At 56.2% G+C, this 12,686-nt stretch carries 13 protein-coding genes; all 13 read right to left on the reverse strand.

Annotation, left to right across the window (positions count from 1 at the left end):
- Positions 1–56 precede the first annotated feature (56 nt).
- Complete coding sequence (locus PH7735_RS11460) at positions 57–707, reverse strand: protein-L-isoaspartate(D-aspartate) O-methyltransferase (protein ID WP_058311510.1); 651 nt, start codon at positions 705–707, stop codon at positions 57–59.
- Positions 704–1,486, reverse strand: a complete 783-nt coding sequence (gene surE, locus PH7735_RS11465; RefSeq protein WP_058311511.1) for a 5'/3'-nucleotidase SurE — start codon at positions 1,484–1,486, stop codon at positions 704–706. The genes PH7735_RS11460 and surE overlap by 4 nt, the downstream gene beginning before the upstream one ends.
- A gap of 119 nt (positions 1,487–1,605) precedes the next feature.
- Positions 1,606–2,253, reverse strand: a complete 648-nt coding sequence (locus PH7735_RS11470; protein ID WP_058311512.1) for an SDR family NAD(P)-dependent oxidoreductase — start codon at positions 2,251–2,253, stop codon at positions 1,606–1,608.
- 92 nt (positions 2,254–2,345) lie between these two features.
- Entirely contained in the window at positions 2,346–2,600 is a 255-nt protein-coding gene (locus PH7735_RS11475; RefSeq protein WP_058311513.1) for a hypothetical protein, read from the reverse strand.
- Between the two features lie 151 nt (positions 2,601–2,751).
- A complete protein-coding gene (locus PH7735_RS11480) occupies positions 2,752–3,321 on the reverse strand; it encodes a DUF2199 domain-containing protein (RefSeq protein ID WP_058311514.1) in 570 nt (189 codons plus the stop codon).
- Positions 3,322–3,355: 34 nt separating this feature from the next.
- Positions 3,356–4,864, reverse strand: a complete 1,509-nt coding sequence (gene purF / locus PH7735_RS11485; RefSeq protein ID WP_058311515.1) for an amidophosphoribosyltransferase — start codon at positions 4,862–4,864, stop codon at positions 3,356–3,358.
- Positions 4,865–5,201: 337 nt separating this feature from the next.
- Positions 5,202–6,497, reverse strand: coding sequence for a TAXI family TRAP transporter solute-binding subunit (locus tag PH7735_RS11490; protein WP_058311516.1), 1,296 nt, complete (start codon positions 6,495–6,497; stop codon positions 5,202–5,204).
- 203 nt (positions 6,498–6,700) lie between these two features.
- Positions 6,701–7,915, reverse strand: coding sequence for a glycerophosphodiester phosphodiesterase family protein (locus tag PH7735_RS11495; protein ID WP_058311517.1), 1,215 nt, complete (start codon positions 7,913–7,915; stop codon positions 6,701–6,703).
- 244 nt (positions 7,916–8,159) lie between these two features.
- Entirely contained in the window at positions 8,160–8,627 is a 468-nt protein-coding gene (locus PH7735_RS11500) for a DUF2269 family protein (RefSeq protein WP_058311518.1), read from the reverse strand.
- Positions 8,624–9,919 (reverse strand): SDR family oxidoreductase, encoded by a 1,296-nt coding sequence (locus PH7735_RS11505; protein WP_058311519.1) that lies wholly within the window; start codon positions 9,917–9,919, stop codon positions 8,624–8,626. The genes PH7735_RS11500 and PH7735_RS11505 overlap by 4 nt, the downstream gene beginning before the upstream one ends.
- A 275-nt stretch (positions 9,920–10,194) precedes the next feature.
- Positions 10,195–10,749 carry a CvpA family protein gene (locus tag PH7735_RS11510; protein ID WP_058311520.1) on the reverse strand — a complete coding sequence of 185 codons (555 nt, stop codon included), beginning with the start codon at positions 10,747–10,749 and terminating at the stop codon, positions 10,195–10,197.
- A gap of 35 nt (positions 10,750–10,784) precedes the next feature.
- Positions 10,785–12,152: a DNA repair protein RadA gene (radA, locus tag PH7735_RS11515; protein ID WP_058311845.1), complete on the reverse strand. Its 1,368-nt coding sequence runs from the start codon at positions 12,150–12,152 to the stop codon at positions 10,785–10,787.
- Between the two features lie 17 nt (positions 12,153–12,169).
- A complete protein-coding gene (locus PH7735_RS11520; protein ID WP_082645223.1) occupies positions 12,170–12,598 on the reverse strand; it encodes a paraquat-inducible protein A in 429 nt (142 codons plus the stop codon).
- Between the last annotated feature and the right edge of the window lie 88 nt (positions 12,599–12,686).

Consider the following 12,686-nt stretch of genomic DNA (forward strand, 5'->3'; position numbering starts at 1 on the left):
TTTACTCATTAACCAGAAATACGGGCGGTTTCGCCTCTTTTATCTTCATCTCCGGTTCAGCTGTCCGGTGCAAGACCTTCTACCAGTGGCACAAACCGGACGGGGCGAATTTCGTCATAGTCAAAGCCCTGTTCGTGGCGCCGCACCCGTATCATGCTTTGCACCGTGTCGGATTGCCCAACCGGCACCACCATAATACCGCCGATCTTCAATTGCGCCAAGAGGGGGCCTGGAGGGTCTTCTGCGGCTGCGGTTACAATGATGCGATCAAACGGCGCCTGTTCGGGCAAACCAAAGCTGCCATCCGAGGTGAACGCCGTGATATTTGCCAGATCCAGTGCCTCAAATACCTGTCGCGCATCCCGAACCAGCCGTTTGTGGCGATCTACGGTATAGATCCGGCGCGCCAGCTGGCTGAGGATCGCAGCTTGATAGCCGCTGCCGGTGCCCACTTCGAGGACCTTATCCCGTGGCGAGACGTCAAGCGCCTGTGTCATCAAGCCAACAACCGAAGGCTGGGAAATCGTCTGGCCACATGCGATCGGCAGGGGCGTGTCTTCATAAGCTCGCTCGGCAAAAAGGCCACGCACGAACAGACCGCGGTCGACCTTTTCCATTGCGGTCAACACGCGCATGTCCGTGACCCCTTTGCTGCGCAGGGCAAAGAGGAATTGCATTTTGCGTTCGGCGAGCGTGTCTTCGGTCATTCGATGGCTTTCAGGCTTTCCATGGCGTCATGCGCGGTCAGGTCGGCCCGCATGGGCGTGACAGAGATATAGCCGTCCAGATTGGCCGATGCGTCGCTGCCGGGGGCGGTCTGTACCTGTTGGTTCCCGCCTTTGACCCAGAGGAACTTGCGACCCGAGGGCGAACTGTGCGCCTCGACGCTAAAACAGGTATCGGGGCGAAAGCCCTGGGTTGTGACGCGTGTGCCTTTGACATTCGCGGCCAGAACGGGCGGAAAGTTGATGTTGTAAAACAGACGATAGTCTGAACTTTCCGGCGGCGACGCGGCAAGGATCTTGCGTATGACCTCCGCGCCATGTTGGGCCGAGGCTTCGAACGGGTTGTCGATCGTATAGTTCTCAGGCCCGAGGTACTGTGATAGCGCCATTGCGGGAACGCCCTGCAATGCGGCCTCCATCGCGCCACCGAGCGTGCCGGAATACAGGGCGTTTTCGGCAGAGTTGTTTCCGCGGTTCACACCGGACAGCACCAGATCGGGAGGCGTGTCTTTCATCACGTCGTGAATCCCGGCCAGAACACAGTCTGCAGGGCTGCCTTCGGCGGCATAGCGTCGCTCGCCCATTTTGGCGATCATGGTGGGGTGGGTATAGCTGATGCAGTGGGCCACGCCCGACTGTTCAAAAGCTGGCGCAACGGTCCACACTTCGCCCTCGGGACCCGCGATTTCGGCCGCGATATCTTGCAAAACGGCCAGACCCGGTGCGTTTATGCCATCGTCGTTGGTGATAAGAATGCGCATGCCTGCCCCCTGATGCTCTTTGCGTTCTGTCTAGTGGAGCAAAGTACGTGGGGCAAGTATTGGCTTGCAAAGGGTTTGTTTCAAGCGGGTGTCATTGACCATGTGCCCTGAAAACGTCGCTAGAGACCAAGTTCTGCAAGAAGGCGGGCTGCCTCGTCACGCGGATGCACCAGATCATCTTTGTTTTCGCCCGGGAAAAAGCGGGCGCGGGTGCCGGTGGGCATGCCGTTTGGCGCAAGAACAGACACGCGGGGGCCGGTCTTTTCGGTCTCGGCCTGCCAGCTGCGCACGACGGCGGTTTGGGCCGCTTTTGTGGCGCCGTAAGAGCCAAAGAACTTCTGACCGGTGCGGGTGTCATCCGAAAAGAACACGGCATGTCCGTCTTCGCCCAAAAGCGGCGCCAGAAACGGGATGAGTTGCCCCGTTGCGGTCATGTTGATGGAAACAGATTTGTTCCAGTCTTTTTGGTCAATGTGACCGGCCGGTGTCAAAGGCGCGCCATGAATGGCGGCGTGAACCCACAGGTCAATCTTGCCCCAGCGATCATGGATTGATCGGCAAAGCTGTGCCATTGCGTCAACATTCGTGATGTCCATCGGTGCAAGCGTGGCGCTGCCACCCTTGGCCTGAATACGGTCGTCAAGCTCTTCGAGCGCACCTGTGGTGCGCGCTACGGCGACGACATGGTAATCGGTGGAAAGGGCCTCTGCAAACGCAGCACCAAGTCCGCGCGAGGCTCCGGTAACAAGAGCGATTTTCTGGGTCATGCGCTCATTTGCGACCTTCTGCCCGGAAGGTCAAGAGGAGAGGTTGCCGCGTCTTTTGGTGGGGTCGTCTTTTCAAGTCGGCGAAAGAGGTCCTATCCCGGCAAGCGCAGCGTTGTGGTACGTCCGCCGCGCTTCAGGACAACCGTGTTTTCATTGATGCCGATAACTGTCCCAACCGAGGTTTTCTTGCCCAGCTTGGCCGTGATCACGCGCCCCGACTGCAACAGGATCAATGCACGCGGTGCGGATGTGCTGCCTGCAATACCGATCAGGGTCACTGTGCCCCGGTTCAGAACGCCGGATTGGGTGGCCTGCGCCGCGACGCGGGCCGGTGTATCGTTGCTCATTTTGTTCTGGTCCGTGCATTGTGTTGCCTCCCATATGGGGCAAGACGGGGCAGCTAACAGGGCGGTGGACCAAAGAAAAGATGCGTTCGCCAAAGGTCGGCATGTTTCTGCCGCGTTGCAGCAAAGAACAGCCGAAAATCTTTGTTTTGAGTTAGTCTGAGGTCAAATGCGGGCGTATGTCCGTGCCGGACGCGGCATAGATATCGAGCAATTGATCAAAGGAAATGCCGGACTTTTGCGCCTCTGCCAAAGGCCCGGATTGGGCTATAAGACTTGGGCGTTCACCCCCTGCACCCGAAACCAGATCACAGGCAATCACGTCGCTTGTCTCAAAGCCTGGCAAATCATTCATCAACCACGCCGCGCCGCCTTCAAAGTCTTTGGACGGGTCTGTGGCGGTGTCGATATAGGCAAAGAATGTCTCGGGGGTGACGCTGGCCCAAGGGCCAAAGAAAAACACCTCGTCGCTACCACGTACTGGCAGGGGCAGCACGCAGCGAATAAACCGATGGTCGTCGACCTTGCAAAGCTCTGCCGTCAACCGATCTTCACCCACCTGGAAATCCGTCTGGCCGCTTTCGACCAAATCGCCGTGAGGCCAGATGTCGGGATGATCATAGCCGATGTCAAAAATGCCGGAAAAACGTTGTCCACAGCAAGGGCAGGCGCGATTTTCGTCGTTAAACCGTTTCCAGCGGGCGTCGAGGTCAAGAAGGTTCATCCCGGCGCTCCGCTGTTGGTTTGGCTTTTGTGACTCAAGCCGCGTTCCAGGATGCGCCCTGAGCAGGCATGTCCTTGATCTTCTCGCTGACGCGGTTCGAGCTTTCGAGCGCATCAAGATAGTCATCGCTGACGGATCCGGTCACATAGTTTCCGTCAAAGCAGGAACAATCGAATTCATTGATATCGGGATTGCCCTCGTGGGCCGCCCAGATCAGATCTTCGAGTTTCTGGTAGAACAGCGCATCGGCGCCAAGTTCTTGGCGAATTTCTTCAACCGTCAAACCGTTTGCAATCAGCTCGTGTTTGGTGGGCATGTCGATGCCATAGACGTTGGGATACTTTACGGGGGGCGACGCGCTGGCGATATAGACCTTCTTCGCGCCGGCTTCGCGGCACATCTGGACAATCTTCTTGATGGTGTTGCCACGCACAATCGAGTCATCAATCAGCATTACGTTCATGCCTTTGAACTCGAGCGGGATTGCGTTCAGCTTGCGACGTACCGATTTCTTACGCTCTTGCTGACCCGGCATGATAAAGGTCCGGCCCACATAGCGGTTTTTCACAAGACCTTCCCGATAGGGGATGCCTGTCGATTTTGCGACTTCAAGCGCGACAGGGCGTGCGCTGTCAGGCACGGGGATGATCCGGTCGATTTCCAGTCCGGCATCCTTGATCTGTTTGGCCAGCGTGGTGCCCATACGCATCTGGGTCTTGTAAACCGAAATGCCATCCAGCATTGAGTCAGGGCGCGCAAGATAAACGTATTCAAAGATGCAGGGGGTCAGTTTGCCCTCAACAGCCTGAAACTCGTGCATGTTGCCTTCGAGATCGATCAGGATCGCCTCGCCTGGGTTAAGGTCGCGGATCTTGTCAAAGCTGTTGATGGCAAAGGCCACGTCTTCCGAGGCAAAGGCATAATCATGCCCGCCACCTTCGGCATCGCGCTTGGCAACCGAAAGTGGGCGAATGCCGTTTGGATCGCGGAAGGCCAGCATGCCGATACCAGCAATCAGGCAAATCACCGAATAGGCGCCCTGAACACGTTCCATTGTCATCTTCACACCAGCAAAGATGTTGCGGATCGGGTCCGAGGTGCCGTTGACCTTGATGGCGTCCGACACTTTGTCAGCCAGAACATTCAGCAAAATTTCAGAATCCGAAGTTGTCCGCAGGTGACGCGAGTATTTCGCGGTTACCTTTTGGCGCTGTTCTTCGGTGTTTGTGATGTTGCCGTTGTGGACCAGATAGATGCCATAAGGCGCGTTTACGAAAAACGGCTGTGCTTCCGAGGCGCTGAGTGATCCCGCGGTGGGATAGCGCACATGACCCATGCCGACATTGCCGCGCAATGTTTCGGCGTCGTTGGCCTGAAACACGTCCTTAACAAGGCCGTTTTTCTTGCGTTCACGGAAGACGTCACCTGTGTAGGTCACAATGCCCGAGGCGTCCTGGCCGCGATGCTGTAGCATCAGCAGGCCGTCATAAATCTCCGCAAAAACCTCTTCATTTCGGTTTGCGATCCCCAAAATCCCGCACATAGAATGGCTCCAATTCCACGTTAGCGTTGCTGACAATGTGTTGATGGTCGGGGCGCGAACGACGCGCCACCTAGGGCAACTTGGCTCTGCGCAAGCGGGCTTCGGATGCTTTTCACCTGTTTGTTCCAAACCGCCCCGCGCAAGGCAGGCGAAAGAGTGGGTCTGGCTAAATAGCAGGACAAAGCGAGTGGCTCCGAATCCGTTTGGCGTTGTTGAGGCCCGTCTTAAGGCGTCTGATGCAGTATGTCACGAAAGGATCACAATACGAAGACATGCAGCTGTGCCGCAGTGGTTTTTCTTGGCGACGCTGCATTTCACGGCACTGCCGTGATTGACGCTAAACAGAAACGGATTCCGCCTTGCCAAGAGGTTTGTCAGGTGCGGACTGCAAAAGCCGGATGCGTTTGCGGATCAAATCAATATGCAGACGCGCATCATAAGCTGTCTGGCGATAGGCCGCTGGCAATTTGAGCTGCCCGATTTTGTGATCCAGATCATCCAGCTGCTGTTCAAACGACGCCAATGATTCCAGATCCTGATGCTCTGTGAGCTGGTCCTCGATCAGGCGAATTTGCGGATAATGCTGCCAGACCTGCCATCCCCTGAAATAGGAATAGACCAAGGGAACAGAGCGCAAAAGCGGCACCAGAAGAAGTAGGATCGGCAAAACCAGAAGCAAGGTCCGGTTCACCTGCGCCGCCATCCAGTAGGGCAACAAATTGTGCCATGCAGAGGGGCCATCCTGAATAAGCTGCCGCGCCATATTGTTCACAGGAAGCCCCGTGCCTTCGATCGTCGGAAAGGTGTCGCGATCGGTGATGATGTCCCTGCCGGTGTGAAGCTCTTTTGCGGCCATGGTCAGCCGGTTGACCATCGCGGGATGCAGATCGGGATCGATCACCAGACGCCCCTGTAGGGCAAGGGCACGCTGTGGCCGGAAAGGGCGCACGGGCTCGAGCGAGACCGCGCCGCTGGGCACGGTGACAACGTCGGCGTATTCAAGGTGGCGGGAAATGGCTTCGACATAGCTGAGATCAACAAAAGCGATTTCATCCGATGTGTAAGCTCTGGCCAGATAGGGGGCATCAACCGTTGTGACAAAAATCCCGATGTCGATTTCACCTTTTTCCAAGGCATCAATCGCTTCGGAATAGGGCAGGGGCACATCTATGTTGTCGTCCGGTCCAAGACCGACGGCCCCGCGAAAATCCCGAAATGCCACGGCGGTGCCCGATCCGGGAAGGCCGCTCGCTATCCGTAGGCCTTTCCACAGCGCGGCATTGTTCGGAATACCGTTCGGGCGCTTTGCCAAAAACAACATGGGTTCGAAAAAGACAGCGCCAATGGCTTCGGCCGTTCCATGTTCCACAGGGATGCCCGCCTGCAGCAGGGCCACATCCACTTTGCCGCTGGACATCAGTTCGGCGTTTTCGGCCGATCCGTCGGAATAAATGATGTCGACTTCGATCTCATCGCGCGCCAAAATTTCGGCGTACCGATGGGCGACTTGCGCATAAGCCCCTTTTTCAGGTCCCGCAGCAAAAACAAGCTTTTTGGGCGGGAGAAGCAAAATCAAAATAACCGTAAAACTGATCACAAAAACCAAACTTGTCAGTGCGATCCATACGCGCATCAGAAGGCTTCCATTCTATATCTTCAAGGTGTTGCTGACAAAGATGCAATGGGGACGCGCCGCACACAAGCCCCAAGACCTCGACCGCGTCACCGCGGCACAATCATTCATGATTTTTCACGCAAGGCTGGCGCAAACCAGTCCATAAACAAGAGAAACGCGCGCCCTGTGAAGGCGCGCGCATTGTTTTCGGGCAAATCGCCTTAGTTCAGGTTCATGCAGCTTGCATAGTAGGTCACGGTTGCAGGCCAGTCAGAGAAGATGCCTTCGATTCCGACTTCTGTATGCAGCGCGTGCAGCATCGTGAAATAGTCCGCATCCGTGTCGATGGTGTCTTTGACTGACTGGAAATACCAGCCGCCACCGGTGGTCAGGGGGCCAGAGCGTTCCAGCGTCCATGTCACGATCTTCAGACCGGCATCCTTGGCGGCTTTGGCATAGGGCGAGGCAACGATTTTGTCGCCCTCGGTGGTGACCAGCATCCACATGGGTGGTGCGATAAAGTTCACACCCTGATCCGCAAGGTCCTGCATCGAGGGGCTGAAGGTCTCGGGGCGCATGTAGTCGAAGCTTTCGACATTGTAGCGACCGTCGAGAAAGACCGCCTGTTTGCCAAATTCCGGCTCGTTCTTGATCCAGTAGAGAACGTCATCCAGATTGAAAGACTGAGCGAAAACGTCCTTGGCGGGGATGCCGGCTGCCTTGTATTCGTCAATCATTTTCTGGGCGTACATTTCCTGTGTGAAGCCATCAAAGGGCATTTCCACCGCAGGCGATTTCAATTCTGGCGTGAACTTTGCGCCAAGATCCTTGAACAGAGCAATCGACTCGGCGTGGGTCATAAGCGTGCCGTCTTCGATCGAATAAAGATCCGTGCGCCAGCCCGCTGTTCCGTCCAGATATGCCTCGACCGTGGTGGCTGATTTGTTGGCAGCATCCATCTTGCCACGCAGGGTGCGGAAATCGGCCAGCGTGATTTCAGAGGTCCGGCATTCCGCCTTGGCTTTGGTGTCTCCGTTGGCGGCTGTGAACGGTGTCACACATGTCTCGGCCAGATCGGTGGCCAGAATGTTTGTGGTGGTATGCAGGTCATTCTGGGCGTGACGGCAAACCAGTTCCTTGTCCTTTGTGAAGGTCACGTCGCATTCCAGAATTCCGGCTCCCATAAGAGCCGCCGCACGGTTCGATTCAACGGTATGTTCGGGGAATTGCAGAGGGGCGCCCCGGTGACCGATGGAAAAGTCCGTGCGCTTGAACGGGCCGCTTTCACAGGCTGCAAGCTGGTCTTTCAAAGCGCCGTCTGGCATCCGGTCGATCAGATAGGCAGGGCGAGGGCCCACTTGGATGGTTTCGGCAAGGGCAAAGGTCGCTGCCGAGGCCAGAACGGCGCCCGTCAGCAGGGATTTCGTGAATGTCATAACGCTCTCCGTTGTTGGATGGCGCACCGTTGGAGCGCAAATGATACGGCTTGGTGACCGATTGGTAACGGAGAGATGAAAATCGCTCTTTGTCCGTTCGCTATGATATATCCCGGAAATCAGGGATAAGGGTTTCGATAAAGACACCCTGCCGATGAAACAGGTTCGGTCGAACAAAACGCGTTCATTGACGCAGATTTTGGGGCCAGCGAGGGTCTTGTTGAGAAGAAGAGTGAGAGTTCGATCAGAAAACCGGCTTGGTCAGCATCAGCCAAACAATCGCCAGTATCGCCCCAAAAGCAGGAAATCCAAATGCGAACCACCAGCGATAAAGCCTGTGGTATCTTGCGGGGAGGGGTTTTCCAGCTTTCTCAGCGGCGATGGCAAGATCGCGCATCTGAATTTGCATCCAGACAACAGGTAGCCAAAACACACCAATCAAAACATAAAGTGCCAGCGACACGGCAACCCAGCCTTCAAACAGCGGCCAGCCGACTTCGCGTGCCAAATAAAAGCCAGTAATGGGCTGGATGATCGCGGCTGACGCGGTGAAAACGGTATCTGCTAGCACGACAATACCCGCGACATGCGCGATAAGTTTTGGGTCATTGCTGAGATTGGAGATAACCATAAAGAAGGCTATGCCCGCCCCTGTTCCTATGAGAACAGTCGCGCCAATGACATGTAAAAAGAGCAGGATTTCGTAAGTCATCTTTGGTCCAACATGAGCCATACTAGGGTCGCAAGTGTCATCCCCGGCAACACCTTGACCATAGGCCCAAGAGGATCTGCCCAAAGATCAGGCGCGGCGACAAGGCTACCAACCAAGTAAACGCTCGACAGGCCGAGCATTCCAAGTGCGGCACGACTGGCCCACGGTCGCCAAAAGATTCCGATGCCCAGAAAGATATCAGCGATTGCTCCGCCGAGTACGGCCGGAGCAATCATCCATGAAGGTGCTGCGCGTTCAGACAAGACAGACATGGCACGAGCCGGATCAGCGAGGGTTATCAGGCCGGATAGGAGCCAGAATACGGCCAACGTCCCGATTGCAAGAGGGAGCGCGATGTATGCACGTGAAAAGAGCCGTTCTTGACGCGTTGCAGGTAGAAGGTCGAATGTCTCGTCCAACGATCGACAAGCCTCCCCTCCGGCGTTTCTCCAGACCTCGGGATTGCCGCGAATACCGTCTGCAAGTGTCGTGAGCGCTGTGGTTCTTAGTGGTGACCGCCATCCAAGATATCCCAAAAGATCCGCAATCTTTCCCAAGGCGCCCACAAGGGGCGCGGGAATGGTCGGGCAGGCGACGGGGGGCGCCCATCCCTGCCACCGGCGAACTTTTGCAAGGAGTTCCGGAAAGCTGTGACTGTCCCGTTCGGTGATATCTGCGATGGTGCCCGAGCGTATTTTCCCTTGGGCCGAGGCCACGACCGCAGCGGCCACATCCCCGACATAGACCGTTTGGATCTGCGCGTCCGGCAAGGCAATTGGCTGGATCAAGGGAAGCGCCGAAGCCGCGCGAAGAAGTGCGGTCCCTCCATAGGCTTCTTGAGACAGCACAAGCGTTGGGCGAAGGATGACCCAGTTGCGAGCACTGGAAGAGAGGATCATGTCCGCTCGTGCTTTCGTTCGAAAAAAGGAGGTCGAGGCCGTCTCGGACACACCGGCAGCGGAAATATGAACGATGCGAACCGGAAGCGTTGTTGCAGCCTCTACAAGACGTTCAACTGCCGTCACATGGATCGCCTCAAGGTCGTCTTTTGCACCATCTTGAAGAGCGCCTGACGCATTCACAACCACATCAATGCCTTCGAGAATATCTAACCATTCTTGGGTGGTAATGGTAGGTATGTCGCGGATGATCCAATTTGCAGAAGGGGCCACACTTTTTGCAGAGCGCATGGATCGCCCGACGCCGCAGACTTCAAAACCGGCCTTATCCAGCGCCTGCATACATGCAAGCCCAATCAAACCGTACCCTCCAAGAACAATCGCTTTAGGCACTTTGATTCCTTTTCCTTAAACCGTCTGAAAAATACGTTCCTGAATAATATAGGGAACACCGTTTTTTATGCTGATCAAAAAGCACGAAATCTGCAGGGGGTCCTTCACCATTTCGAGGTTTGGTGTTCCTGGGAATGTTCTCTTGGAACGAGCGTCTTCTGGTTCCAGGAACTACCTTCAAAAATCAAACTGCTGCTGAGATTTCTCTCAGCAGCAGTCGTTTTGTATTCCAAAGTTCGCGATGGCGACCGAATGGTTCGGGTTTTCTGAAAAACTTACTTTTCGCAGGCGCCGACCAGTTCTTCGTATTGCTGCGTGATCCAGCCAAGAGCCTCTTCCGGGTCGCGCTCTTCGATCTGGGTGGTCATCTTGCTGAAGACGGCGGCCGAGCGGCTGTCGTCGACCATCGGAATGGTTTGTGATGTGACCACGGTTTCGTAAACGAAAAAGGCGATTGCGACCAACAGGATACCGCGCAGCACGCCGAACAGGAAACCAAGCCCCTGATCCACGCCACCAAGAGCAGACCGTTGCACCAGCGATGAAAACAGCGGTGTGAACAAAGACACAACAACCAGCGACAAGGCAAACACGGCCGCAAAGGCGGCGATGATCGACAATTCACAGCTGTCAGCGAGATATTCGCCGATAACCGGAACTTCTTTGACCAGAGGTTCGACCTGTGGCGCAAACATAAACGCCAAGACTGCGGCGGCGACCCAGCCCGCAATGGCCATAAGCTCGCGGACGACACCGCGGCTATAGGCCAGCAGAGCCGAAATAATAATGACGCCCGCAACGACGCCGTCAATGATGGTGAAACCTTCCATGCGCTTCCCGTTCCCTCTGCCCCCTTTACAGGCGGCTATCCTGCTCCAAACACTTCCCCGACAAAACTGGTCAGATCCCCGAGTTGGTTGAGGGTAATACCGTCAACCGCGAGAGATTTGCCGCCTTTTGGAGCGATTGCCGTTGTGAAACCAAGTTTTTGGGCTTCTTTCAACCTGTTTTCTGTCTGACCCACCGCTCTGAGGGCTCCAGACAGGCTGATTTCTCCAAAAACCACGGTGTCAGCCGGCAATGCGGTGTCTTCCCGTGCAGACAACAATGCGGTTGCAACGGCAAGGTCCGCTGCGGGTTCGTTGATTTTCATGCCGCCTGCAACGTTGAGGTATACATCCAATCCGGTGAAGGGGATACCGCAACGTGCCTCGAGAACGGCAAGGATCATCGCCAGCCGTCCTCCATCCCATCCGACCACTGTGCGGCGGGGCTGGGAATGCGGGCTGGGGGCGACCAGCGCCTGAAGTTCGATCAAGACGGGCCGTGTGCCTTCTATGCCTGCAAAAACAACGCTTCCGGGGCTGGGCTGACCACGATCCGAGAGAAACAGAGCCGACGGGTTCAGTACTTGCGTAAGGCCGGCGCCTGTCATTTCGAAAACGCCAATTTCGTCTGCGGGGCCAAAGCGGTTTTTGACGGCGCGCAGGATGCGGAACTGATGACCGCGCTCGCCCTCGAAATACAAAACGGTGTCGACCATATGTTCCACGACGCGTGGCCCTGCAATCTGGCCTTCTTTGGTCACATGACCCACCAGAATGACGGCCATGCCTTTGCGTTTGGCAAAGCTGGTCAATTCATGCGCTGCGGCGCGAACCTGGCTTACGCTGCCGGGGGCGCTGCCGACAGAATCGGACCACATAGTCTGAATCGAATCGATAATGGCGAGTTGTGGCTTTTCCTGTTCCAGTGTCGTCAGGATGTCGCGCAGGTTGGTTTCGGCGGCCAGTTGCACGGGCGCATCCGTCAGATCAAGACGTTGCGCGCGCATCCGGACCTGTGCGCTGGCTTCTTCGCCGCTGACATAGATGGTTTTGATGCCCTTGCGCGCAAATTGTGCCGCGGCCTGCAACAGCAAGGTGGATTTACCAATCCCCGGATCGCCCCCGACAAGGATGGCACTTGCAGGCACAAGCCCTCCGCCCAGCACGCGGTCCAGTTCGGCAATGCCGCTGTGGGCGCGGGGGGGCGGTGTTTCTTCGGTGCGCAAATCCGTCAATGGGATGCTGCGTCCCTTCGAGACGCCAAGCGAGGCCGCAGACGGACCGGATGAAATCGGTGTATCTTCGACGATGGTGTTCCAATCGCCGCATGCTTCGCATCGACCTGACCATTTGGTGGTAATGTTGCCGCAGGCAGAGCAGGAGAACTGGGTTTTTGATTTAGCCATGTTCTCGTTTTGGACCACTAACGCTTGCGGGTCAAATGGCTAATGCCAATCGAGGCCAGAACACAGGCCGTGAACAGGTAAAGCCCCCATCCGGTTTGAACCGTGACATAGCCTGCGCCTTTGACGATCACCACATAAAGCGCGATCAGAAACACGTCCGCCATCGCCAGCTTCCCAAGAAACTCCAGCGCGGGCAACGTCTTGCGGCGCATCAATCCGAACTGGATCAGGGCAAGGCCAATGGTTTTCATATAAGGCGCAAAAATCGCGAGAAACGTTACAAGCAACGCCAGCGCGGCATCCGTATCCCACAGAGATTGCAGGCCGGAAATGATCGAAATCTCGCTGAGGCCGAAAATAGGCAGAATACCTGCATGCAGCAGGGGGGCGAACCACGCGACAGGGAACAGGATCAGCAGGGACAGATTGGCAAGGCGCAGGATCATGGGCCTAGAGCTAGGGGGCAGGGGGGCAAACTACAAGAGAGATGCTGGAATTCGCAACAAGGGGTGTGGCCAATAAAGGCCACCAGCC

Source organism: Shimia thalassica (genome assembly GCF_001458215.1).
GTDB lineage: Bacteria > Pseudomonadota > Alphaproteobacteria > Rhodobacterales > Rhodobacteraceae > Shimia > Shimia thalassica.

Excerpts from the sequence above, each read along its gene's own strand:
- PH7735_RS11460 (WP_058311510.1), bottom strand. The coding sequence starts at position 707 with ATGACCGAAGACACGCTCGCCGAACGCAAAATGCAATTCCTCTTTGCC.
- surE (WP_058311511.1), bottom strand. The coding sequence starts at position 1,486 with ATGCGCATTCTTATCACCAACGACGATGGCATAAACGCACCGGGTCTG.
- PH7735_RS11470 (WP_058311512.1), bottom strand. The coding sequence starts at position 2,253 with ATGACCCAGAAAATCGCTCTTGTTACCGGAGCCTCGCGCGGACTTGGT.
- PH7735_RS11475 (WP_058311513.1), bottom strand. The coding sequence starts at position 2,600 with ATGAGCAACGATACACCGGCCCGCGTCGCGGCGCAGGCCACCCAATCC.
- PH7735_RS11480 (WP_058311514.1), bottom strand. The coding sequence starts at position 3,321 with ATGAACCTTCTTGACCTCGACGCCCGCTGGAAACGGTTTAACGACGAA.
- purF (WP_058311515.1), bottom strand. The coding sequence starts at position 4,864 with ATGTGCGGGATTTTGGGGATCGCAAACCGAAATGAAGAGGTTTTTGCG.
- PH7735_RS11490 (WP_058311516.1), bottom strand. The coding sequence starts at position 6,497 with ATGCGCGTATGGATCGCACTGACAAGTTTGGTTTTTGTGATCAGTTTT.
- PH7735_RS11495 (WP_058311517.1), bottom strand. The coding sequence starts at position 7,915 with ATGACATTCACGAAATCCCTGCTGACGGGCGCCGTTCTGGCCTCGGCA.
- PH7735_RS11500 (WP_058311518.1), bottom strand. The coding sequence starts at position 8,627 with ATGACTTACGAAATCCTGCTCTTTTTACATGTCATTGGCGCGACTGTT.
- PH7735_RS11510 (WP_058311520.1), bottom strand. The coding sequence starts at position 10,749 with ATGGAAGGTTTCACCATCATTGACGGCGTCGTTGCGGGCGTCATTATT.
- radA (WP_058311845.1), bottom strand. The coding sequence starts at position 12,152 with ATGGCTAAATCAAAAACCCAGTTCTCCTGCTCTGCCTGCGGCAACATT.
- PH7735_RS11520 (WP_082645223.1), bottom strand. The coding sequence starts at position 12,598 with ATGATCCTGCGCCTTGCCAATCTGTCCCTGCTGATCCTGTTCCCTGTC.